The following is a 25,948-nucleotide window of genomic DNA, read 5'->3' as shown; positions in this document are numbered from 1 at the left end:
AAACCAAAACCCACATATATTTGTTACTTCTATTATTTTAGGTTGATTATCAGAAAGATTTAACCATCTTAATTGAGAACTATTAATAATGCTCCGTATGTCTTGCTGCAATTACATGGCATATAAAGGGATCAAAATTGAACACATGGTTGTAATAATATACACTTAAATGAGGTGATAACACCAATTAACACTGTATGATTCAATAACATTTTTTAAGGCAAAAAATGAGTGAAGATAAATTTGAGGGCCCGGAAAGCCTGGAGGCTCGCAAGAAAAAAAAAGTAGCACTTGTTGATATTGACGGATGTCTTTTAATAAATGGTAAACTCAATCTTGATCTCGTCAAACTACTGCGCGAGGGCGATTATGATGAGATTATTCTATTTACTCAACGAAGTAAGTTTGTTCAGTCCTTGAACATCCCCAATCAAATTATGGCAGGTAATGAACTTAAAACTACTGAAGATGCTGTGACACACCTTTCCGAGGCACTGGGTAGACCTGTTAAAGTATCTACTTCTGTTGATTTTATGTTGGTTAAACCATTAGCCTATTTTGATGAATTAAAACCCGTTGAGGATTTAATCCTTGAAAATGCAAGGAATATGGCGAAACTTCGCTCACATCAAGCGAACCTACAGCAAATAGAACAACTGGGCCGTGAGTTAGCAACTGCCCAAAAATCTGAAGTCAGTAAATTAAAACAAGAAATAAGCGTTATTAAACAGCGTTTACTTTCGGAAAAAGAACTAGAAGAAATAGAGCGAAAAAAAGCTACACTAGAGCAGGAGATTAAAAAGGAAAAATTAGCCATAGTTGATTATCAAAAAAAACATCCTGAATATAAAACAACGGATCCAGAGGGATATCCGGTTAATAAGGAACACCAATTAAGAGACTTGCGAAAGGAGTTGACTCAAGATGGAGTTGAAGTCGAAGAAGATTATTTTGACGACAACTATCTGAATTTACAAGAGTTTGACGAACTTGATGATAAACCAAATCGTTTTGTGGTATCCAAAGGCAAAATATTGCCCTTTGAAGAGGTTGCGCCAAATCTTGATGCGATAAATGACGAAATAGCAAAACTAAGAGCAGAATGTGAGAAGGTGATCGAAGACCTCAATATGAATGTGGCAACGGTTATTACTATGAGTTATAAACAAAGGAATGAACTGGGTGAGCCGCAAAAAACAGCAGTTATTAATTTACAACAGCTGAATGATATTCAGGAATTGATAAAAACACAAAGCCAGGAAAGTCTTGGAGCAGGTTTGCAAACGGCTGAGTTTTTAATGTCAAAAAAGTCGTCTGCCCAGAATATCCCACAAATTAAAGAGGGACTCGAAAAGATAAGAAGTTTGAAGCCGTTTTTGGATAATCTTGGTAAAACAAAAGCCGAACTATCAAGTTTAAAAACTGAATATGAGAATGTAATTAACGATAAGCTTGGAATTAAGGTGTCAACGGCACATGAAATGAGTGCAAAACAAATCCAAGAATTGAGGGAGCCGCATAAAACAGCGGTTACTAATTTACATGAGTTAATTAAGATTCAAGAGATGCTCGAAACGGAAGGAGACGCTGCTAAATTTTTTATGTCTAAACAATCGACCTACCAAAATATTCCCGTTATCAAAGAAGAACTAGAAAAAATAAAAACTTTGGAGCCATTTCTCGATAAACTCAATAAGACCAAAGTTGAACTATCAAGTTTAAAAACTGAATACGAAAGGATAATTGAAGATAAGCTTGGAATTAAGGTGTCAACGGCACAGGAAATGAGTGCAGAACAAATCCAAGAATTGCGGGAGCCGCATAAAACAGCAGTTACCCATTTACAGGAGTTGACCAAGATGCAGGCGATGAACGAAAATGATGCTGCTGAACATATGTCAAAAAGATCGTGCCCAAATGTTCAAGAGCTTAAAGAGTCACTAAAAGCAATATATATTAAAACGATTTATAGTCCTGCGGACCTGGAAAATCCAAGAGATCATCAATATGAGGTTACGACAGATACTGTTAAAAACACTTCAGTGGAATTCAAGCAGAAATATCAAGATGCAAAAGGGGATGCATTAAAGACTCGTATTTTATCGGATTTTAAATCTAAAATTGAAGAATTTTCCTCGGAACAGGATATTAAGAAATATTTAAAAGAATATAAAAAATCTGATGCATATAAAACCCTTGCTGCTGGTCAAGGAGAGTTCACAAGAATAGCTCATAAAGTTGGTTTGGAAAAATGGATTACCACATCTTCGGTGAAAGCAATTAATCAAATTGTTAAAGATGCTGTGAAAAAAATTGAGGAACAACAAGCACCAAGACCTACAACATAAAGACTTGCTCTCTATTGTAATGTTCAAAATTATTTAAGCATTCAGAAGTAGGGTTTTTAATCGAGAAGTTAAAAAATGATTTAGTAGGGTATGATGGGTAACGAGGAGGAGCTACCACTTCCGTGTGGTGTTGCAGCGTCCATGCCGCTCTAAATTCCTTTTAAAACATCCACTGTTTGTTTCCTCGTTCTATTAAGCATAGCAAAATCCTCTAAAAGGTCATTAGTCTACTTGCTTAAACTTTTGTAAGACATTTCTTAAAATGAACATGAACTCTTTGAAAGAGACTGAATTGATTTTTCCTATAAGAGGGTGCTGCCAATTTATTTCTCTGGCAATACATCAATTTTGCTTACAAAACATTTAGTCTCACCACTCCATGGGAGAGTAAAGGCATCACAATGATAGCTAATGATTACATGTTTGTTATTTTGCATGGCAAAATCGGCTTGCTCAACCAGCTCGGATTTGAATTGGCCTAGAGTGAAATGAAAAGCACGTCCGCTTGCCCCGCTGGCATTTTCTAAACCACCCAGGATCATTTCTCCTTCATAGGTGCCCCAAAACCTACCTTCTTTGGCAACTTTAACAATTACCCCGGATTTTTGGCCTTTTTGTACAGACCAGCATCCGGTTAATAAACAGGAGGTGATGAGTACAATGGATGAGAAGAATATTTTTGGCATCGTCGTATTCTATAGTACGAGTGACAAGCACTCTTTTAGTTAGTTTCTTTATATTGTAAAGCAGTTTTGCGATTGAAGTAATATTCGATTTAATGAATAGTCGTCCCCGGCTATTCACTTTTATAACGTTTTACTTTTTTAAATAAGCGAATTAACTTGATGTTGAGTTTATTTTCTAGTTGAGTAAGGATGGTTTGGTAGTGATCTAGATGCAAATCTACAAGGGACTTGTTGGCAAATAAAATATAATTATCGCTCACTGTAGGGCAGATAAATAATTCAGCAAAATGAGCTTGCATGTATTGTATAAAAGCGGAATCCAACTCAGGAAGTTCATGGAAATTGATAACCAGCCAACCTGTATCATCCAATACTCGATAAGCTTGTTCGATAAACTGTTGTTGGATTTGAAATGAATCCATCCCATAATCGAGGTATATGTCAGAGAAAATGACTTGCGTGTTGTTACTTTTTTGAAATTTGATTGCAGTTTGGGCGTCTGCAATTAATATTTCGATGTTTGGGCTTTCTGGTAATTGAAAAAAATTCGTTGCTACATCATATACTTTTTCGCGTAGTTCAATACAAAAAAGCGAGCATTCAGGTAAAAGAAAGTTAAGGCAATGAATCAAACTTCCTCCACCAAGGCCTAATAAAGTGATGTGGCTTGGATTGACGAATGCAAGAACTAACAACATCACACGAGTGTATTCATGCACGGGAATATGAGGGAATTGTATATAAATACCGCTCTGATCATAAACTGGATCGAAATTTAGCGCTCTAATATTTCCTCTATCAACGACGAAAATATTGCCCCAGGAATCATGCGTGCGATAAATTATCGTTTTTCCAAAAAAATCATCATTTGTTAAGTTCTTAGCGCTCAATTAAATATCCTTGCTGCATCGCTTTTTGAGTAACTCGAGATAAAGCATTCATTTTGACGTATTCCATTGCATGTTCCAAGACGATTTTTTTAATTCACGAGACCTTATGGTTTCAATCTGTAAATCGAGAATTTTTTCGTATCCAGGTGCTTGCAACAGAATCTTATACACATTTCTGAAAAACCTGTTTAGCTCTATTCTCTGACGTCCCGCGGCTTTACCGCGAGATCCAGGAGAGCTGTGCTAAGCCCCTAGACCCCACAGACAAGACGCGGGGCGAGGGTAGAAATGTGCTCAAGACAGTTGCTTGCAGTCAGGAGACACATTATAAATTAAATGGTGGTGTTGTTGTAAAAGTCTCTTCTTCTTTGGTTTTATTTGGCTGGAATTTAAATACACCAACATGAGTTGCGGTTTTTGCAGTACCTGGCAATAGAGAGGTCTCCATTGGTTTATTTGCAAACATTTTTTTATCATCCAGTAGTGTTTTACCCTGACTATCGGTGATTGTTAAATGTAACATTTCGTTGTTTTGATATTGTTTTGGCTTTAATGCAACAAATTGGCCGGAAAGATCATAAGAACAAACATATTCATCTGCTTTCGCATCAAGACTGGTATTGTCAACCACTTCCATACGACAGTTAAATAATTCTCGAGCCGCTGCCCATTCCTGAAGTTTCTCTTTTTTGTCTAAAGCCTCAACAAAATCAACATCATCTGTCTGCAGAACAAGTGAGCCAAATAGTTCAGCGACTGTATGTATGATCTGAGGTTGGTTCACACCATAACTCAGGATAAAAAATTTATTGCGAATAGGAACAAGGGGTGAAGTCTTTTTTAAGAGATCAATAGAGCTTTCAACATGTTCCATCATTATGTCGTAAGTGCCTACGGTATTCTCACCATCAGTAAATAATAGAACATTATTGTGTTGAGTTGATTTCATAAGCATCGATAATTGATCGGCGATGGTACCAAAAAGACGAGTCTCTCCTCGAGCACGTAAACTTTTGACATCATCAGACAATTTAACCATATCTTTAGTTTGGTAGCTACCCATGCCCACGTTCGTCGTGTTGATATTAAACTCAATGAGATTAATGACTGCGTCGGGCTGAAATTTAAATAAAGCATCAGCAAATTCAATGACACTCTTTTTCAATTTCGTTAACCGCTCTCCCTCCATACTGAAGCTAGTATCTAGAATAAAATGATAAGTGGGAGGTGTTAATGCTTCGGGAACGAAAAAGTAAGGAGTTACTTCAAGCGTATCTTCGCTAACTTGCTTTTGTGCATAAAAAACTTTTTTATCTTCAAATGACTTTGAGTGAGCCAGAAGCAAAGGTGATTTTCCATCAAGCAAAATGAGTTCTTGCGGGTGATTTTTTAGAAACGCTTTGACGTTGAATTTTATCTTCTCACCTTCAATACTCATGTTTTTATAATTCAGTGAATTAAATAATGGGGCAAAGGCAAAAGACGGTAATTGAATACTCAAGTATTCCTGTTGTTCATCGATGGTGAAATCGAGCCCGGTAAGTTGTAAAACATTTAATACGGCAAGGCAGGATTTTTTGTGGGTATCAGCAGTGACACTGTCAACACAGGTTGCTTGAGTTATCTCATCAGTCAGCAACTCTGCCATAGTTACTTTTTTTAGGGCGGGTTTTACAGTATTTTGTTGTAAAAGTTCTTGCAGCTCCGCCCCAAGACTTTCATTTTCTTTTGTTGTTTTAGAGTGAAAAACAACGCGCTCATCATGACATACCACTTTAGTGTCATCCAAATGAACACCCATAGCATGTAACAATTCCACCATATTTTTTGTGCGCAGCATATTATTAACAAGATGCTTCATAAAACTCCCCTTTTATTAAAATAAACACAAATTGCCGGTGATAATACACAGAAATTTCAGGCAATCATAGACAATTGCGAATGCCTGTTGATTTAATGTGATTATTTTGCTGTTTTTGGCCTAAATTAAAACAAACATGCTGATATTAAAAGGAACTCGCGAATTATTACTTTAAGTCAACTTATTGAAAATAAGATAAAATTGCTGTTACGACTTGGAGCAGTTCTACCTTTTGAGGTGAGTGCAACGCCTCTCCACCTACGTGCCCACGAAGTGTTTGCGACACGTAAGTAGTGAGGATGAATTAACAAATAGATCCCCTTATTCACCAATAATTTTTATGAGGACTCTTTTATCCCGACATCCATCGAATTCACCATAAAAAATTTGTTCCCAAGGTCCAAAATCAAGCGCTCCTTCCGTAATCGCGACTACAACTTCTCGGCCCATTATTTGTCTTTTGATATGAGCATCTCCATTATCTTCTCCAGTATTATTATGTTGATAATGCGATATGGGCTCATGCGGAGCCATTTGTTCTAACCATTTTTTGAAATCTTGGTGTAAACCTTCCTCATCATCATTAATAAAAACCGATGCGGTAATATGCATTGCATTGACTAGAACAAATCCTTCTTGAATGCGACTTTCCTTTAGACATTCACGTACTTGTTCGGTGATATTAATAAATCCCATACGTTCGGGTACGTGGAACCATAACTCTTTTCGATACGATTTCATTTAAGACCTTAAAAAACGACAAAATTTTGAAATAAAGCGAAGATAGTACTCTAAATAATAACAAAGACAAGTTGCCATATTTATGGACAACGCTGCGCTGGCCATATAAATGTTCCTCCAATTGCTCACGTTAGTACGCAAAGCATTGTTTCAGAAACCATTAAACGCGGCTTTTTAGGTTTTTGGTGGTATAAGCCATAACGGTTCTTTCCAAGTAACAGATTTTCAGCCTCATCCTGCGGAGTTTCGGTCCCCCCACTTTCTTTTTCAGCGAGGGACGCTATTCTTGTGATTGGAGCCAATTTAGGTACAGGCCCTTTTTGGGTTGCAAAAATGTAATGCGTGATGCTTGCTCTCAACTCAAGAGCTGCTCGCGTAGCTGCTACCTCCTCTGGATATAGATAATATCCACCACGAGTCGAGTCAAGATTGAGGAGATTTAAAGGCAGGTAGATTTCAGACTTTATTGAAAAGTAAGATTCGATATCAAACCCAAACTTTAAACGTTTGTTCTGAAAATCAATAACTTCAACCTTAACGGGGCAATAACCTTTACCTCCCGGAGTATAGCTAATCAATAAGCCCCCCAATTTTACTTTGTTTAAGTTGCGCCCGCTTTTCTTGATAATAAAATCTTCATCGCCATAAAGATAAGTGTCTAATTCTTCGGGCTGGATTTTTTGTAATTGCTCAAGGTTAAACAACTCGCCATCAAATATTTGACTGGCATACCGCGAGTAATCCTCTCTAACACTTTTTTCATGTTGTGGGTAATTCACTAAATAGGGTTTAAGCTTTGAGTATTTGGAGTTTAAATAAAACAGTTGCTGAAGAAAAAAATGCTTGCCTGTGAGCTGACAAATCTGATTCACATTCGTTAACCCTGGCACCTTTGTGAAACAATCGCCGAATTTTTTATCTAAGTCCCCAGTCCTGACTGGACAGTCGGGGAAGGGAGAACCATCAATTCGATGTTGCAACTCATCTAGTATGGAAATTACTTCCTCCTGCAGAGGGGGTTTTTCATTATTCATTGGATGTTCAGCTTGAATTAATTGAAAGTGTTCGAATAAATATTTAAATGGATGTTTCTTGGTAAAAATAGTGTTTGATAATGATTGCGGAGGATACTGCGCGAGAATTTTTTTTAAAAATTGTAGATTGGTTTCATGACTTTCTGAAGATGAACTTATCAATCGTTTCAAATCCTTTAACATCTGGAACCGCCATTTTATTTGACTCTCATGAGGATGTTCCGTAAGACTTTGTTCAAAGGAATTAAAAAAATCTTCCAATGCTTCAACATGTGCAAGAGCTACATCAGGTACCACGCGCACCTTGTTCAAATAACTCCATTCAACATTAACTTGGCTCAAATCGATGTTGCGCATATCCAGATTAATAAGCTGAGCATTTGCTAGGTTTACGCCGGTAAAATCAGCCCCATCAAGAAGAGTACCCTCAAGTACAGCACCACTCAAATTAGCTCCTCTCAAATTTGCGTGTTGCAGATTAGCGAACTTCAATGAGCTACCGCTCAGGTTAGCCCATTTCAAATTTGCGTGCTGCATATTAGCAAAATTCAATGAACTACGTGTAAAACTTATATACCTCAAGTCTGCGTTAGCCAAGTTTATTTTGGACATGTCCCTCATGAAGATATGAGTATGAGAAAGCGGTGCATGTGATAAATCTACATCAACCAAGTGGATACTTGGAAAATAGACAGAGGGTAGAAGATTGAGGTAGCGGTTAGAAAAAGTTTTTAGAAATAAATCGAATAATGCATTTATTTTCTCGGATATCCTGTGCGATGACTGATTAGATTCACTTGCTATATCAATTTCCAGGGCATTTTGGATAAGTATAAGTAGATGGTCTTTTGTCTGTTCATCAATATGCGAAGCAGTGCAAATCCTTTTTAATTGTTCGACATTGGGAAGTAGCTGATGATGTCGAGTCAACATGTAACAGGCCACCTCATAATCAGACATTGGCATTCTATGTTCAACCAGACTTTTTAGAGCTTTATATTCACTTGTCCGTTGATATCCTTCAACAAACTCATAGGCCTCCTTTGGAGGAATTTTATTCAAATGGTCGAGAACTTGCATAGGATTTTTTTTAAAGCGCACTGCAAAAGCGGTACTTGCAGTAGTTGATAAATCTTTTGATGCAAGCTGGGCGGAGATTAAATCCCTTACATCCAAATGAGTCAAAATACCTACTTTTAGCTCTTCTGGCAGCGAAAAAAATAGGTGCTCTTCCTTTGGTGGCATGACAGAAGACATTGCCGGCTGCTGGTCACTCAATCCAGAGTTTTGGACAAGCGGAAATAATTCGTGAGTTTTTAATTTTAAATCATCAATCAGATGGTTTAGCAATTGACACAGTTCATCATCAATCTTATGGTTGGGCAAGTCTTCAATGTGATGTCCGCTGTCAGTATTGGAGAGTCTTTTAGCAAAGGCGTTGATGATACAGATTCGAAGCGCTTCGCATGTTAAGGAAAAAGCAGTCCAACGGTTGCGAACGTGGGTATCATCAAGTTTATTTTGAAAGGCAATTACATAGATAGGATCTTCCCCCCACCTATCAAATCTTTGTAGATTTTCAATCCGTTTCTTTAATGACAAGAGAGTATGAATCATGTTATAGGAAAAAGGGGTGGTACTATGGAGTAGTTCTTCGCTTAGATTGCCATAAGAATCTAAAAAAATTTTTAATTCAGTGAGCTGGGGAATAAATCGTTCTATTCGGGATATCAAATCCTTAATACTTTTAATGGGTAAATGAGGATAGATCTTTACAAGTTGCTCTCTAAAATTTTTCATTATTTAATTCCTTTTCAACATTTGGACATGGGAGACATTGAGCAAGCCATGTTTTTCTTTTCGAACTCTTAAACACGCAAGGGTTAAATCAGTTGGCCAATCAAATGAGAAAGTAAGAGTGAACGATTTTAGAAGTTCCTGAATAAACGTGAAGGGGTATTCATCGAGTACCAAGAGGATAGTTAACTTATAATCTTTCTCAACAGCCAAGCTGAATTTTGATTAAGATTGTTAAGTTACCTGTCCTCCGTCATTACCAATATCTTTTAAAAAGTAATGAAATAAGTGAAAAATTGTGCGAATTGTAATTGTTTGATAACGAATTTTAAAGAGGTTGGTTCTCAGCGTTGAGCCAGCTCTTTTGCTGCATTCAGGTCCAGTTTTGTGATCAAGGAAAATATATGGTCCATTTCCTGAGTTGAAAAGGAGTCCTTTAAAAACTTCATGCAGCGATAAGTCAAACTAAGTGCCTCTAATGCTAAGCCAGGCTCCCAAGCTATTAAATGATGTTGATTGATTAATTCAATAATAAACGACAAATAGGCTTTTAGAAGGGATTGTTCATTGGTATCAAGCAAGGATTCGCAAATCGTCATATAGGATAATAATTTTACCTTATTGCTGATGGAGTCTTTGTGCAGCAACTCAAGTTGTTGGCGCGAAATATTCGGTTTTTTGCTGTTGAATTGAGCGATGACTTCTTTTATTTCTTGCAATTGTTGGTGCTCGATTGTAGATAAAGTTTTCTCACTCTCTGAAGTTTGTGAACCTTTCTTTGCGATAAACAAGTTAAGTTGCGTAACATAATGCTCACTCAAAAAAGGAGTCTTGTTGTTAAATCTTAATTTCTCTATACCAGGAATTCTATTTATAAAATGGGCCAATTCGCGTTTGACTGTTTCATAGGCAGGATTAAATGTTCCATCCAGTTTTTGCAGTGCGTTAAGACTAATTAAATTTAAATCGAGCCAATAAGGTTCTTGAGGGATTATTTCTTCTGCGGTGGCGACTATTTCAGCCCAATTGCTCGTGTCTTGAACTTTTTTGAGGCGCTCTTGATTGAAATATTCAGGAGGTTCTACCAGGGTCACTCCATGGTCGTTAACAGGGAGTCCGGTGATTCTACTCCAGGCAGCAACACGATTTAAATAATAAGCATAGGGATTTGCGCGATCCTTTTCCATGAGCTCGCGGGCAAATTGTGTATATAGAATAAACGCGGATTCTAAATTAGCACTTGATTGATTTTGTAGATTGGAGTTCTGCACCTCTGTAAGCATTTGTTCATGTACAGTTGTTGGTATGGTGATTACTTTGGTTGACTCTATTTTCTTTTGGAAATTTGAAAAGAGTTCGATATTGACACCGCGGGTAAGTAATTCCCGTTCGAGATTTTTTAAAGCACTAATACTAGGTTGCAGGAACTCTTCATCGTCGGTACCAAATTTGAGGTGCCTTAAATGATTCAGTGATTGGGTTGCATACCAGTTTAGCGATTCAATTTTGGCTTTTAACCGGCCCTGGGGATAAGCTTCTTCCCAGAAATTTACAATAAAATTTAAAAGAAAATTTAATCCAGCAGCAAGTCCTCTAAATTGGTATTGATGAAATAGACCATAAGCCAAATAAGAAGCGATTTGCATGTCTTTAGTATAATAGGTGAGTAACTCAATGGAATTATCAATAATACTTAACCAGTGCACCTCCGATGATTGCCCTACCCGGGATAATTTCTGCACTTCATTACGAATCTGGGCGTACTGAGCAAACTCATAACATTGTTCACCGGCTTTGTTGATGCCAGGAATAGCTTGCGTTCCCAATTTGTTAATCGAATCAATTTTAAACATCGTATTCGCCCTGGGCCCAACAATCAGTGATGGTTCTTGGAAGCTTAGACACATGAGAGAGATTTTGTTGTGCTACTCTGTAATCTTTTTTGGCAGCAAAGTATTTGTCAATTTGCCACATTATGTCATGACCACCTTTTATGTAATAACTCACGCGAATTTTATCAATTTTATTTGCTTGTAAAAATTTCGCATGCTCTGGAAAATTATGCGGATAAAAATCTTTAACGCCAGTATCAAAGTCTTGTAAGAAGTGCAAAAATCCTTCGTCCCCTTGATAGGGAATTACTAATTTAGCGCCTGGGAAAAACAGAGTAATCTCTGTTGGCCCACAACTTTCTAATTGCCAATGAGGAATTTTTTGTTGTGATGGGTAATTATAATTTTCTAAAGAATATTCTTTTTCCTTACATTCAACATGTAATACTGTTTTATAAGGCAGTACTGTAGCTTTCACATCAAGGTTTGTAGGTTGAGCATAAATCATTAAATTCACTGGGGAGCGTTCTTCAGGTTTTTGTTTTAAATGGCCTAGCGCTTCCAGATCTTCATTGATTCTCATGCCAAAGGTTAACAATTGGTAATACTGATCTTTAAATGGGAATTCGTGGCCTAGAATGTATCTGGGTAAGAAATGAGTTCCAATTTGTTTCATGAAAGGAAGCGCATATTTGTCATTAAAGATCCAGACCAGGCCACCCTTGGCAAATAAAGTTTGATTCAATTCCTCGCCACTTAAAGCAATCGTTCGAAGGTATACTTCATCCAGCCACTTCTGTTGGATATAGCACGATGCAAAACGATTGGTATAGTCAATGTAATAGTCCAAAGGACCACGCATTAATGTCCAAAAAGGATTGGAGGCATCGAGTTGGTCAAAATGTTCAAGAGCTCTTCTCATATCAACTAAAGACTGATATGCCTGCATGACTAATGAAGATTGTCTGTCGACTTCAATTTGACTTAGATACAACTCTCGAGCATTTGTATAAGCCTTTACTGATTGTACATAAGGTTCTTTATAGAGTTGTTTTAGTAAATCACGGTACCTCATATAAGATTTAGCCGCATTTACTTGGGTGTTGAAGTTCAACTTATTCGCAACACTGGGCGGTCTGTTATATACATTACTGGGGCTATCGATTTTCAATTGAGAAGGCTTTTCCTGAAGTTTCTTCATCCAATCTGAAATAAGATCAGAAAGCTGTTTAAACTCTATGCCCTGCTCACTCGTATGGCTATAAACCATAAGGTCAGAAAATTGTAAAACGAGTTGAATCCAACGAGGTTTCGCGAAGGGTAGATTGCCTTGAAACTCTGATGCTAAATCTTGCAAGAAGGCATTGTAAGGACTGGTGGTTTGCAGCATATCATTAAAGGTCTGATCCCATTCATATTGGAAGGCTAGGGTTTTAGTTCCTTTATAGAAATTAAGCGCAAAATTTTTCCATACACTAAGACGATTTTCAGCATACCATAGGTCAAAACTTGTTTTGGACCGGCTCATATCGAGGTATAAAGGTAAGGCATGATTAATTTGTAGCAGTAATGATTGAATGGCTGCATATCCTGTTTTGGTGTAGGCAGGGTCAATTAGGTAATCCCTGACAATATTGGATCCAATCCAGAAGCTGTTTAATCCAAGTTCAGTTACATTGTCTTGAGTATTTGCCCAGGCAAGAAGCCAACGCAAATCCGATGCCAAGAGATGTGATTGATCAAGCCAGAGGGTCAGTTTGCCAGCTTCACCTCGTAGTTGTTCCGAATTTGAATTCCAAATAACATAATCTTTGTATAAAGGACCAAATGTATTAAGAAAACGTTCTGGCAAGCGAGTGTACCCTAAGTATTTTATTTGTGGGTCGGGCATTTGCATCAGTGTGTTAGGGCTTACTCCACTAATAATTTTGGCTTGGATTAAGTTTATCCGACTCACCATATTCTGGACCAAATAGGCTTTTTGGGTGTCGTTAAGACCTCCATGAGTCAGCATTTGTTCCATTCGATTATCAAGAAGTACTAAAATGTATTGTTTAAAATGATTTACATATTGCTCGCTGTAATACGTATATAACCGATTTAAACCGCCTCGGTAAGGTAATATTTTAATTTGTAATTGATTTCTAAAGAGATCAAGTTGCCCCATCAAAACATGATAATCACCAAACTGCAGTAAATTTTGTTCCAATTGATCGGAGAACGATTCTTTTTTGGGTAAGGGTTTGATTAATTCAACTAAACGATTTGATGTGGCGTTATAGACATAAATTAGATAACCCGCAGCTATAGCACTTGCAAAATACCATACTCCTAGATATTCCCATCTCCGTTTATTGCGTTCTTTAATTTCAGAGGTTAATAACGACATTGGGCGGATGAGAGAAAGCTGGATTTGATCAATAAAATCATAATAAAAAACACTCTCTTCTTTGCCATTGTGCTGATATTCACCCAGCAAATAAACCCCATGTAGTACTGCAGGTTCTGTATAGGGTGAGGAAGCAAAAAATAAACTGGTAAACCGTGAATAGTTTTCTTCAAGTTTTCTCAAGGTTGGGGGGAAGTTAAATACAGTTACATCGATTGGCTTTTGAGTATCAAATAAAACAATATCAATCACTTCATCAGCACGATTACTAATGTATTTAAGTGGTTCAGTGGAAGTTGAATCTTTTAGTGGGTTGGCAACAATATACCCCATGGCTTGACTCCACAAGTTGTCAGGCATGAGTGCAACGTATTCATCAAAACCGCTCAAGTCATTGCATTGGGTAATGCAAAAAAGTACTTGCTGGCGATAACCGGTCATAAGACTGACTTGATCAACTCTATCCTTCAATGTTCGGGCATGATGGGCAATATCTGATTTATCGCCATTTAAAAGTTTGGAGGCGGGTAGTTCGATTACAATCTGATCAACGGGGGTACTGGCTTTCTTTTGACTCTTGATGTACTTAAGAAAATCCAGCCATTGTTTTTCCACTTTTTTTGAGGTGTTGGATTCTAGAAGATCTGAATCAACACACCATATGGCAAAATTATCGAGTACATAAACTTGATTACGCTGCAGGGCTTCATCTTCAGCATCGCCAACCATAAAATGGGTATGTAGTTTCAATCCATTAGATAGAAGGATTGTTGTTTTACCAAAAAAAATAATCCAAGGCATTTGCCAAAAGCGCTTTGCTCCACCGGCGATATGATTGGTTTCTATATAGTTCAGGGCATTTTCTAGGGTTAAGCGCAACCCTTCCGTCTCAATTTTTTCGCCAGTTTCTTTTGCTTTTGCAGCTTTTCTATTTTTATACCATTTTCTAATAGCCCAAGTGAGGCTATCGAGGATTATGAATGCCAAAAGCATTGCTAAGAAAATGAGTATTCCTACCCAAATTGGATAATCAAGATGAAATGTTATAAAGGTGGCATAGGCCGCCAAAATAACCACAAGCAAGATCCAAAAAATGATATGTCCTAATCGTCCCATTTGACTCTCTTGCTTACTTAATTAAATGTAAATAATTAGTAACTGTATTATTTATTACAAAATAAAAAAAGAAATAAATAATTAAAATCACCGGAATAGGTAATAACCACCAAAGTACACTTCGATATTGATCTAATTTGGGGGGGATCTTTTGCAAATTATCATTCTTATAAGCTAAAGGAAATGCAACAAATTCAGAGGGGTACTTCGTCATGTCAAACCCATGACTTAGCTGTTCTAACGCAAAATGCTTATATTTTAATAAGTCTGGTTTATCCAACGGTTTATGATAAACCCCTTCAAATCCTAGAACTAAACAACGGTAATAAATGCGTACGAGATCTTCTTGTTTGCTTGGGATTTTACTTAAGCGAACGAAAAATTCTTCCCCGGCGCTGGTAGTATTAAAATATTCAGCTTGCAATAACTTATCTTGCCACGGTCTTACACCTTCCCAACTTGTTTTTTGTACCAATTCATCAATCCAGGCACAAACTGCGAATAAAGCAGAATTCAGATTATGTTTATCCACCTCATTTTCTTTCAATTTAATCTCAGCGATTAAAGAAGTAACTTTGGCTCTGAATTCATCATAACTCACAGTCGCGAACTGATTTGTATTTAAATCCCAGACGTATTTAAATAAATCATAAAAAATGGCTTGAAGATTCACCTTATCCTCCTACCGCGACAATATCAATCACAATGTCTACCGGTGTTTTCCCAAGATAAAAAGCAACCTTTCGTTCCATTTCAATCTTGGACCACATTAAGGATTTATGGTCAATATGGTAATAAAGACAATTCGCACCTTTTGGAACTCCTTCTGGAGCAGAGATAAGTCTGGAAATAGGCGCTCCAGGTAAAGCAAAGTCGATATAGTTTTCTATTTCTGAATAAGCACATAACTTTCCAAAATCTTTTATCATGTCCGCAATTTCTTCTAGATCATTTTGTGCATACATAACTAAATAATAATTTCTGTTTTTTTGGATGAAGTTATTACCCAGATCTGCCCAATAATGAGTTTTCTCTTTAACCATGCGTCGAATACGATCGGGATCTGCAGTAATAGCGATTAAAAGCTTATTCATTAACGCGATAATCAGATTAAAACTTTTACTCAAATTGCTATGGTCATATACAGGTATTGCCGATACGTTGCCACTTCCGCCTTCGAAAAAGTTAATTTCAGTAGAATAAAAACTTAATTCCCCAATCATATGCTGGAGAAGACCGTAGACTTGCCATGGGTGAACTGTTTTGGCATTGAGATAATGTTCCATAACCGGAACATTTCGTAATAATGAGCGTAGCGAAAATAAACGGCCGAAGTTACTTTTATCCACTTGAGTACTGTAAGAGTCAAGCGGTTGTTTGAATTTTTCTAATTTACTGGTTGTTTTAACTAAGTCACTCAGAAGATGATTCATTATTGAATTGAGATTTTGGTGTGCAGAGAGGCTAACACAGGACGGATAAAAATTAGGATCATAAAGAACTTCGTCTTTTGTTGTTCTTCTCAATTCTGCTACTTGGATTATCGAGTAATTATGGGTATTTTCTATCTCGAATTCCCAAAATAATTTGACCACATAGAATAAGGACCTAAGATGAGCTTGTGCTCCTTGATGATAGTAGTCCGGAAGTTCATCACCAGCATTCCAACTAATAAAGCGAGTACTCACGTTACTTAAATTGTCCAGACTCTCTACAACAGTAACATTGCCTACATTTTTCGAAAGTTCTTTGACACCGATGTATACTTTCAGTGAGTTTGCATTCGCTGGCCATTCCGAGATAAAGGAACGAGGTAAAAATTTGGCATTAACATCGATTTCGACAAACTCACCAGTTGGTAAAAAAAAGGCCATTTTTTCCACGTCAAAAATGCCGCTCTTCAATGATTTTTCATTCACTATCAAATCAGTAAATCCCCAAAAGTAAGGGGTTATGTAGCGTAAAAATTGAGAGTGAATATAATGTTGATTGAGTTCAGTATATTGGAAATGTTGCGGTTGTAAAAAAAGTCCATGTTCCCAATCAATTGGTGTATTCCAAATCATATTTATTTATCCCAATATTTTTTTAAGGACTCACGATTTTTCTGTTTCGTGATTATTGTCTTTTTCGAGGAACTTTCAGTGTAGTTAATTCCTTGTGACCCAAATTCAAGATAAATGGCAATTCGTCCCATTTCTTTTGTTTTTTTCCAAAATGTTAATGGATTCCATTTCTTAAAGACTGGAATTTCATAAACGCGCACCGCTCCCGCAGGAGTTAGATTGAAGTATCCTGCAACAACCACAATTTTCTTGACCGCAGCCAGACGCGCAAGCGTAAAGGTTTGAGTCATCCCCGGTGCAATAAAAAAGGTTTGAATATGGACTTTCTTGTTCGGTTGTGTAGTGTTATCTGCTTCAGTATCCCCATTAAGCAGTTGACTGATGCCTTCCGAATTCACTATTTGATTTTGTACATCTTCTATTTTCTCGACCTGAACTACAGCAAACTTTAAAGTATGTTTTCGATGATCATATTGATTCAAATCCTTACTGGCTACTGCCCGAATAAGGATAGCATTATCTTGGTAGCTGCTTGCTAACTGCGGCTCTTTTTCCTTTCCACCTGTAGTGCATCCACCGAGAATTAGAAATAAAATACAAAGTATTATTCGTAGCATGACGTTAATTTTATTATCCTTAACATGAGATGAGCGTTAATTAGTAACAAAATGAATACTTCCATAGTATCAGAACTCTTAAGGAAACAATAGATCTTGTATATGTTTCCTAAAGCTAAAAATCATAGTTCAATCAATCAAGTGGCATCTTTTATTACGATTTTATGTCTATTATTTTAACCAGTAGCGCATTTTGAATAGGTCAATTTCTTTCTGGGGTGACAGCCAGCTGACCACACCTAAAATACTTGTGGTTTCACAGGTTAATCGTATTGGTTTGAAGCAACCTTTATCTAAAATGACCTCAATAAAATAAGAGAATGGTTCTTTCACATAGAGTTGAAGGAGTAATTTTAATCGATTTATATTTTCGGTATTTGCTAAAAATGTAGGAAAAATATCCGCATGTAGAGGGCCTATAGAAATGAGTAAGCTGTTGCTGTTTGCTTTAAACTGACTACCCAGATACGCAGTTTTGCTTAAGCAATGGTTTTCTTTCCCCACCAGACAATATTGTTCTTGAGGGATATCTTGCATGGAGCGGTAAAATGAATGGACTTTGAACGGTACTTTAAAGTAATCATTTAAAAAGCTCTGTAAACTCCAAATAGATTTAGTATCAGAAGCCCAATGACTAGCATATCGCAAGAGGTAATTGTAATTGGGTATTTTTTCACGAACCTCTTCGATTGCTAATCCAATGAATCCATAAAGTGCCTTTTCATAAATCTCATCATGTTGTTCTGCAAATTGTTCAAATATTCGGTTTTTTGACCATGCCTCGAAAAGTAGTTTGTAAAGTCTTTTATGTAAAATATCAAGCAAGCACTTCATTTCGTCAGAATCCAGATCATTATCTTGGATTAACTGCTCGGTATAAAATGTGGGTAAGGGGGAAGTTGTCCCATAAAGACTAAAAAAAGTAGCTGTCAGTGTAAATTGATTATTTTCCTGATTTTTTTGGATCGCATGAATATCCGTTTTTGGAAAAGCCAAGCTTAATAAAGGAATAATCTCTAATGTTCCTTTAAGCCCTTTTTTCGCTTCATAAGCTAAGAGATGGCTAATTAAGCGAATTGCTTGATAAAAATTAAAGCTTTTAGGTTCAGTGAGTAACTTGTCTAAGATATTAAGCTCGGGTTGTTCAACCTCGGTTGCCATTTCCATACCTCTTTAGTTCGTGCATTTTGCAAATGTAATAAAGTAAACGTGTTGAACGACGCATTTGATCCGAAAAAAGCATCCAGGATGCAACCAAATAAATACATATCTCCAATGCATCTAAAACAATCAGGATCACAGATTAAGGTGATATGTAATCCTGGAATCATTTCTCCATAATAGAGACGACGTGCTTTATCAACAATAATATGTTCAACTCCTCTAATCCGGCTCATATTCAATTGATAGTTTTCGCCTTTTTCATAGATGTACAAGTTAAAAATATGCTTGAGGTGATCTTTATCTAAAAGTTGTAATAGATTAAGTGCTAATAAGGACTGAAAATTCCAAATTAAACCGTGATCATAGGTGGGAACCAAAAAAGATGATGGCGGGATAAGATTTGTGTACGTCAAATTCTCAGGTGAGCTATCTGTAGGTAAAATAATATCGTCTTTATCCAAAAGCCTGGTTAAAGGACCATTACTACATAAGAGTTCTATCGATAGTGTCTCATCAACTGGTAACTCCTTCTCGAAATCATAGAAAAAACTGATATAGGTATTCCGGCCTGGTCCAGTGACAGAAGGCCTGTGATGGAAAATATATTTATAATTCAGATTGAGTTCGGGATTAAAATTTAATAAATGATCGTATTCGATCTTTTTTCTTTCTTGTTGGCGATAACCTATAACCGATGTTACATCATAGATTGAATAGTTTTCATTAAAATCATTATTAGGGATAATCTGGTAATCGGGTTGTCTATGATCAAGGTAAATGGGTTCTGCATGATGAGAAAATAAATTAACTATAGGTACCGCATGCAAGGACAGTTGAAAATTATCTAAATTAGCTACCCATGGCGGTACTTCTTCTAATTCAAAGTTAATTTTAAAATCAAATGCATCCGTTTTCTTTTGCCAACGTTCTAAACCGAATAAACGGAGAAATAAAAACTTATTTGGTTGATGGAGATATTCATACAAGACTCGATGAGGATGATGAACATTAGGAGGTGCCGGGTATAGGGTTTCTTCCTGTTCAAAGGCGCAAGGCTGTAGATACTCAGGCGATAAAACCAGTATATCCTCTCCGGGGGCTTCAATAGTAATTCGGTGAACATATCGCTGCAGTAAATAAAAGGTGTTACTGGCATCATGCCAATTTTGATTGATAAAAAAGCGTAGGGAAGATGCTTGCCAATTCTTTAATGTAATACCGCACAGATGGCAATTAATTTCGATTTGCCCAACTCCACTTATTGAGTCTTTAAAATTAATGCTGCTAATCGTAACGGGTTCAACAGTTACAGGTACTGTTGTGCGAAAAATACATTTAACTCCATTAATCGGAATTGAAGCCAGTTCAGTTCCCTTCGGTACTAGAAGGGCCTCTCCTAAGTTCGCCTTAGGAATAAATTGGATCACTGAGGTACTTGGTACTGGTTTTGAGTATTGAGAAAAAAATAATTGGGTTAAATCATCCACCATTCCAGGTAATTTTTCATCAATTACCATGCGTACCTGGCTCGTAAGAAAAGCGACGCCTTCCAAGATACGTTCCACATCGGGATCGGTACTCTGCTCTCTAAGCAATGGGGCAATTGCAGGATAATGCTCGGCATATTCTCTAGCGAGCTTTCTAATTTTATTTAATTCATTCTGGTAGTAATCGATAATCATGTCTCTACCTTGATTTACAACGTAACAAGTACTCGGCCTTTACTCGTTAAAATAGTAGTAAAATAAACTTTGAGGCCATCAAATGACTGGTTCAAATTCGCTAAAATGTTACAGGTAATGGTTTGTTTCCCTGGATCTATTAAAATTTGAGATACTTGGACAGACTCCAGACGCGGCTCATAACGAAGAAGGGTTTTCTCCAAATGAATCCTCAACTCTTCTTGATACGCAAATGAATAATCTTCAACAAGAGTGGGTAACTCAGATAGTCCATATTCTCTATCAATAGGTGCGCTACCTTGTCTTGTTGATAAGATTTTTTCTATATGGTCGCGTATGGATTCAATGAGCATCGATGAATCCAATTTGGCTGGCAAAAGAGATCCTTGACGAGCATAACGACGTACTCGTTCAGTTAAACGCTCTGCTCTCATTAACCAACCCGCATCAATTTAGTCAAATCCCAACCGAATTCTTGATTATTCTTTTTATCCATTACCTTATACACAGTAGGACGCATGTCTACGATGAATAATGGGCCTGCTGGATGCGAATAGGCATAATCTACCTCTAATACTTTGGCATTTTCCAAGGTGATTTCAACCGCAACTTCAACCTCGCCTGAAGCACTGGAGCGCAGACAATGGATTAGGGCGGTGTTTATATTTTCACCTGTAAATATGCTTTGAGTATGGGGCACTACACCTGCTTGATCCCACAAACCGGTAAGACGAAAATATTTGCAATCGGGAACGCCAATAAGTTGATTTTGCGCATCGAATGCTCGAGTAATACGCTGTTTAAAGTCCAGGAGCGCTACCCAACCTTCATATCCTTTTACAGTACTGCTTCCTTTGACAACTCCTGAGGCTTGAGTGGTTATTTTTGCCATTAACTTATACTGAGTTCTTGCTACTTCACTGTCTGGGAGCATAGGTAACATGGCTGTGTCATGTCCATCACTTTCTCTTGAGACCACTTTTATTCTCCTTGTGTAAGATCTAGACTACCAGTTAATTGTAGTGTGATATACGCACCCATGAATTTGAAATGAGGACGAACAATTAATACACACTTATACCATCCCGGTTCGCCAGGAACGTCTTCAACATTTACTTTGGCAAGTCTCAACGGTTTTTTTGCTCTGACCTCGGGTACTGGATTATCCATATCAACAACATAGCCACTAATCCAGGTATTTAATTCACGCTCTATATCATCACGTTCTTTGGCTAGACCAATTTTTTCACGTTGTATTACTTTTAGGTAATGAGCAAGCCTGCAGATAATAAACATATAAGGAAACTGTGTTCCTAAACTATAATTCGTTTGTGCAGTTTTACCTTCAGGGGTATCTGGAAAATGTTTTGCCTTTTGGATTGAGTTCGCGGAGAAAAAGGCAGCATTATCCGCACCTTTTCGCATGGTGAGTGGAATAAATCCTTGTTCAGACAACTCGTATTCACGTCGTTCGGAAATGAGTAATTCTGTTGGAATTTTTACTTGGACTTCACCCATTGCTTCAAAAAAGTAAGAAGGTAGATTCTCAACGGCGCCACCACCTTGGGGACCAATAATATTGACGCACCAACGATATTTAGCAAAACTCTGAGACAAGCATCCAGCAAAAGCAAAAGCACTATTTCCCCAAGAAAAAGCCTCTTCACCAGAGCTTACATTTTCCTCGTAATTAAACGAACGAACACCATAAGTATCTTTGCCATAGGGCATACGTAACATAAATCGAGGTAAAACCAAGCCTATATAACGGGCATCCTCAGATTCACGTAAGCTGCGCCATGCAATATAAACAGGACTTTCAAATATTGCTTCAATATCATTTAAATGAGGCAACTCAGCCATTGATTTGATGTTGAAAAAATCAGGGCTTGCTGCGGCAATAAAAGGAGAGTGTGCCATGGCACAAACTGCAGCAATATTTCTGAGTAAGGTAACATCTTTATGACTCGGACCGAATGAATAGTTACCAATTATGGCACCATAAGGTCTACCACCAAATTGTCCATATTCCTTGGTATAAATTTGTTTATATAGACCTGATTTTGGGATTTCAGGTGCATCAATAAAGTCATCAAAAAGCTCATCTTTGGATACATGAATGAACTCAATCAGGCTGTTTTCACGGAAGTCTGTGCGATCAACTAAATATTTCAAGCTGCGCCACGCGGATTCAAGTTTTTGAAATTCAGGGTTATGGAGAATCTCGTCCATTTGCGCGGATAACTGTTTATCCAGATGTGCGATAATGTCATCTACTAAAGCAGGGGTCACTGTTTCCTCAGTAAGCTTACTTTCAACAACGTTATCTATAAAAGCGAGTAATCCTTTCTGGGTGAGGGCATACTGTTCCTCATCATCAGTTATATTCGTTCCGGCAAACAATTTTTGCAGCGATTTTTCTTCTTTTTTCTTAGCGTTATCTTGTGCATCAGCCATGGCTGTCTCCTTGATTCAGCGACTCGATACTGCTTATTTTTTGTCTTTAATTTCTTTGACCAATTCTTCGCGTGCCGCAGAATCTTTCATGATCGCATCCAATCTGCGTCGAAACTCTGGGATGTTGCCAAGAGGCCCTTTCAGCGCTTTTAACGCTTCGCGTAACTCAAATAGTTTTTGTAACTGGGGAACTTGATGAAGAATTCCATCCGGATCAAAATCTCTCATCGTTTCAAATTTTAAATCAACACTTACAGTATCATCTTTGTTTTTACTAAAACGATTGGGTACGCGAACGGATAATTTGATGTTGTGTTCTTTGAGCACATCATTAAAATTATCTTTATTAATATTTACTGTTGGGCGCTTTTCTAAAGGGGCATTCACTCCATCAGGATAGAATTCTCCTAGAACAAGTTGGCGCAAAGGAAGTTCAATTTCTTCCTCAACCCCTTCAATGAGAGCTTTATACACAATATTAATGCGTTCTTTAGGAGCGACAGATTGTTCCTTATTAGTCATTTTTTTTTCCTTATGAATAAGGGAGGCAATGATAAAGTAAAAAATCTTCTCATATAAATTAAACTAGCATAAATCTCCAAATTTGCAAAATTATTCTCCTAAACCACAATTAATTAAGTGGATGAAATTGAAGATAAATCTAAGTGTGTCTGGAAGAATACCGTCTTCGTCCATGGTTTTGAATGCTTTCTTTTTTACAAAAATGAAGTAGACGCTCCCATGTCAGCTAATCCTCATCAAACTCTGCTTCATATTTTGGGATTTCCAGTCCTTGAGATAAAAGTTGGGACTTAGCCGCCAAGGATGTAAAATAACCAGTATAAGACATTGTTGGGTTAATAACCGACTCCTCTACTGTTGATATCCCCCCTTTTACTTTCTCTACCCCGGTCTCCAATTTCTCAACCACAGCCGATGCTTTCCCAACAAGTGGTGCCAGTTCTGCTTTCATAGCACTCCCTAATTCAACAAATGCATCCGCTGCGACAGTAAACCCTTGTTTTGCACTTGCCCATGCACCAAGAGCTCCCCCTATGAGAGGCACACTTTCGGCCATATTCCAAGCTGCTTCCGATAGGGCTTGGGCCACTGCAGCAGCCTGCGCGGGTGCGGCAAGCTCACCAGCCCCCGCACCAAACTCCGTCATAGGCCCCCCAGATATGTTACCTAACACACTCACGTCAGCGCTGGCTAAATTTATTGTCGCATCAGAGATCAATGTTAACTCTGCTTCAGAGACAACATCAACAGTAGGAGCGGTGATAGTGATACCTTCAGGAGTAATAGTAATTGAAGATGGTCCCACTGTCAGTGAAATAGATGCTTCTGCTTCTTGCATAATAATAGGTGCTGTTTTCAAACTCGTTGATGAGTCTTGTTCATATCGCCAACCACTGCCTAATTTAACTTGAAAACCGGATGTAGAGTCGATCATTGCTCCAGTTCTTGAAATAAAATCAAGTCCGAGCACAGAGGAGGCGCGAGCACCATAGCAAGAGTAATAATCAGCTCCATACACGGTTTTCGAAGAAGTTCCCTTAACACTCACAAGATGATTCCCACCAATACTCAATGCACTATGAGCAGCAACGTCAGTAATCGAATTTTTTCCAATACTTTCGCATACGCTATTATCTGTTCGAAGGCAATATCCTGCATCCAATTGCGAGTTAAATATATTATCTGTGCCTAACACCATGGTGGTATTGTTATTCGTTGTAGAAAATTGTATCCCTTTTGTTTTTCCGTCTTGTTCATTGATAATAAACAGATTGTTTTCTTTGGTGTAAAGCCCCATATAATGTTGGCTATTTGAAGTAATAATATTCCGATGAGTGGAGTTACTCACTGCGCCGAGTATAATAGGCAAGTCGGGGTTACCAAATTGAAAACCAATTAGTACCTCGTCTCCTTTACGAAGCGGCAAATCAAATGCATATTGATCTCCAATATAAGATTCCATTTTGCGTACCCATCCAGATCCTTTTCCTGGGCTGTCTTCACTAATTGCTAAACGAAACTTGTATAGTCCTTTTTTACTAATTTGGACTGTATCCTCATCTCCTTCATGATCCACAAATCCGGGTAAAATACCTGCAATGCGGGGAATTCGATCGTCTATCGTCTGCCGGTAGGCGATTGCTTTATTTATGGCTTTATATTCGCATTGGAAATAATCCTCAGAACCCTGTTCCTCACCACTATGTAATGATGCAAAGGATTTTTTCTGAGAGCCTCGATAGGTACTTTGAATAATCATCATGGGTTTGTTAATTGAAGCTGTTTTGAAATTTTTATGTTGAATTATTGTTCCAGGAATAATCAATGAGCATGAAGAAAAACCCATAAATATTTCTTTTTTCCATTTATAACTTTCACTTATAAATTTTGCGATTTGCTGATTTTCCTGAGCACTTTTGGTGTTTTCCGCCCAATACATTATTTCGGCATGCCCGGTTGGATCTATAATTGCTTTCGAGGTATAAGATTTTGATGATTGATTATGGTTATATGATTTTACAGTAACTTGATGAGGGAGTGCATGGGTTGTGAATTCAAAATTATATACCAAATTTGCAGTTGGATTATTTTGACTGGCATTGGTATACGAATGATAATACATTTCATGGACATCTTTGTTATCTTTCAAAGTAGTATTAGCATCTGTTATAACAAGTTTCTCTTCATTTTGATCTTGACTAAAGTAATAAAATAAACCTTCAAACTGCATCCAACGAGTGATGAAGCTCCAATCCACTTCATCATATTGAAAAATAAATTTTCGGGTTTTATGTTCCATCATCAAATCAAGCTCGACTTGAGTAATTCCATTTCTATTAAGGATTTGCTTTATCACTTGGGGTATTGATTTGTTCAGGTATACCTCGGTATTGCGTGTATATTGCAGGCGATAGACTTTGGGCATTATTAGAATTCTATACCGATAATAATTGTCGTTATTATCAAGTTGTGAAAAAGTAAATATCTCTCCACTCAATGGGGTTGTCCCACCGTCTTTTTTAGTAAAGATTAACTGTGCTTTTTGACTTATAACTTGTTGGCCTTGAATCAACCTTTTGCTCGCAAACTCAACTTGAAATTCATATAAAGCTGCAATAGCTTGTTGTCCTTCAAACTCGAGTACAATGATTTCTGATGGAGCAACTCCTGGAATTTGTAATTGGGGCATTAATAGCTTGGCGTTCATAAGACTCCTGTTGCCTTGATCGTTAGAGTAAACGCAAAC

Annotated in this window: 18 protein-coding genes; 1 reads left to right on the top strand and 17 read right to left on the bottom strand. The window is 37.4% G+C overall.

The genetic code is table 11. The annotated features are described in order from the left end of the window. Nucleotides 1-227 precede the first annotated feature (227 nt). The gene (locus ACWTEW_RS13575; protein WP_454782181.1) at nucleotides 228-2,348 is read left to right on the top strand and encodes a hypothetical protein; all 2,121 of its coding nucleotides are present in this window, start codon (nucleotides 228-230) and stop codon (nucleotides 2,346-2,348) included. Between the two features lie 323 nt (nucleotides 2,349-2,671). On the opposite strand, the gene ACWTEW_RS13570 is transcribed toward ACWTEW_RS13575, so the two are convergent. From ACWTEW_RS13570 to ACWTEW_RS13490, 17 genes are all read right to left on the bottom strand, one after another. After that, nucleotides 2,672-3,034, bottom strand: a complete 363-nt coding sequence (locus ACWTEW_RS13570) for a hypothetical protein (protein WP_454782180.1) — start codon at nucleotides 3,032-3,034, stop codon at nucleotides 2,672-2,674. Between the two features lie 110 nt (nucleotides 3,035-3,144). Continuing rightward, a complete protein-coding gene (locus ACWTEW_RS13565; RefSeq protein ID WP_454782179.1) occupies nucleotides 3,145-3,924 on the bottom strand; it encodes a polyamine aminopropyltransferase in 780 nt (259 codons plus the stop codon). Between the two features lie 325 nt (nucleotides 3,925-4,249). Continuing rightward, nucleotides 4,250-5,785: a VWA domain-containing protein gene (locus ACWTEW_RS13560; RefSeq protein ID WP_454782178.1), complete on the bottom strand. Its 1,536-nt coding sequence runs from the start codon at nucleotides 5,783-5,785 to the stop codon at nucleotides 4,250-4,252. Nucleotides 5,786-6,106: 321 nt separating this feature from the next. After that, complete coding sequence (locus tag ACWTEW_RS13555) at nucleotides 6,107-6,526, bottom strand: secondary thiamine-phosphate synthase enzyme YjbQ (RefSeq protein ID WP_454782177.1); 420 nt, start codon at nucleotides 6,524-6,526, stop codon at nucleotides 6,107-6,109. 125 nt (nucleotides 6,527-6,651) lie between these two features. Further along, entirely contained in the window at nucleotides 6,652-9,360 is a 2,709-nt protein-coding gene (locus ACWTEW_RS13550; protein ID WP_454782176.1) for a pentapeptide repeat-containing protein, read from the bottom strand. A 341-nt stretch (nucleotides 9,361-9,701) separates the two neighbouring features. After that, entirely contained in the window at nucleotides 9,702-11,210 is a 1,509-nt protein-coding gene (locus ACWTEW_RS13545) for a TssA family type VI secretion system protein (protein WP_454782175.1), read from the bottom strand. Further along, nucleotides 11,203-14,694 (bottom strand): type VI secretion protein IcmF/TssM N-terminal domain-containing protein, encoded by a 3,492-nt coding sequence (locus tag ACWTEW_RS13540; RefSeq protein ID WP_454782174.1) that lies wholly within the window; start codon nucleotides 14,692-14,694, stop codon nucleotides 11,203-11,205. Before ACWTEW_RS13540 ends, ACWTEW_RS13545 begins: the two co-directional genes overlap by 8 nt. A gap of 13 nt (nucleotides 14,695-14,707) precedes the next feature. Beyond that, entirely contained in the window at nucleotides 14,708-15,367 is a 660-nt protein-coding gene (locus ACWTEW_RS13535; RefSeq protein WP_454782173.1) for a DotU family type IV/VI secretion system protein, read from the bottom strand. A gap of 1 nt (nucleotide 15,368) precedes the next feature. Continuing rightward, entirely contained in the window at nucleotides 15,369-16,760 is a 1,392-nt protein-coding gene (gene tssK, locus ACWTEW_RS13530; RefSeq protein ID WP_454782172.1) for a type VI secretion system baseplate subunit TssK, read from the bottom strand. Between the two features lie 2 nt (nucleotides 16,761-16,762). Further along, the gene (locus ACWTEW_RS13525) at nucleotides 16,763-17,377 is read right to left on the bottom strand and encodes a hypothetical protein (RefSeq protein WP_454782171.1); all 615 of its coding nucleotides are present in this window, start codon (nucleotides 17,375-17,377) and stop codon (nucleotides 16,763-16,765) included. A gap of 171 nt (nucleotides 17,378-17,548) precedes the next feature. Further along, complete coding sequence (tssG, locus tag ACWTEW_RS13520; protein ID WP_454782170.1) at nucleotides 17,549-18,538, bottom strand: type VI secretion system baseplate subunit TssG; 990 nt, start codon at nucleotides 18,536-18,538, stop codon at nucleotides 17,549-17,551. Next, the gene (gene tssF / locus ACWTEW_RS13515) at nucleotides 18,499-20,223 is read right to left on the bottom strand and encodes a type VI secretion system baseplate subunit TssF (protein WP_454782169.1); all 1,725 of its coding nucleotides are present in this window, start codon (nucleotides 20,221-20,223) and stop codon (nucleotides 18,499-18,501) included. Before tssF ends, tssG begins: the two co-directional genes overlap by 40 nt. Before the next feature lie 14 nt (nucleotides 20,224-20,237). Next, nucleotides 20,238-20,657, bottom strand: a complete 420-nt coding sequence (gene tssE / locus ACWTEW_RS13510; protein ID WP_454782168.1) for a type VI secretion system baseplate subunit TssE — start codon at nucleotides 20,655-20,657, stop codon at nucleotides 20,238-20,240. Then, a complete protein-coding gene (locus tag ACWTEW_RS13505; RefSeq protein ID WP_454782167.1) occupies nucleotides 20,657-21,202 on the bottom strand; it encodes a type VI secretion system tube protein Hcp in 546 nt (181 codons plus the stop codon). The genes tssE and ACWTEW_RS13505 overlap by 1 nt, the downstream gene beginning before the upstream one ends. A gap of 2 nt (nucleotides 21,203-21,204) precedes the next feature. Continuing rightward, nucleotides 21,205-22,680: a type VI secretion system contractile sheath large subunit gene (gene tssC, locus ACWTEW_RS13500; RefSeq protein WP_454782166.1), complete on the bottom strand. Its 1,476-nt coding sequence runs from the start codon at nucleotides 22,678-22,680 to the stop codon at nucleotides 21,205-21,207. Nucleotides 22,681-22,713: 33 nt separating this feature from the next. Continuing rightward, nucleotides 22,714-23,202 (bottom strand): type VI secretion system contractile sheath small subunit, encoded by a 489-nt coding sequence (tssB, locus tag ACWTEW_RS13495; protein ID WP_454782165.1) that lies wholly within the window; start codon nucleotides 23,200-23,202, stop codon nucleotides 22,714-22,716. Between the two features lie 226 nt (nucleotides 23,203-23,428). Then, a complete protein-coding gene (locus ACWTEW_RS13490; protein ID WP_454782164.1) occupies nucleotides 23,429-25,909 on the bottom strand; it encodes a type VI secretion system Vgr family protein in 2,481 nt (826 codons plus the stop codon). Between the last annotated feature and the right edge of the window lie 39 nt (nucleotides 25,910-25,948).

This window comes from Legionella stuttgartensis, from assembly GCF_977063405.2.
This window is presented reverse-complemented; position numbering and strand designations above follow the sequence as displayed.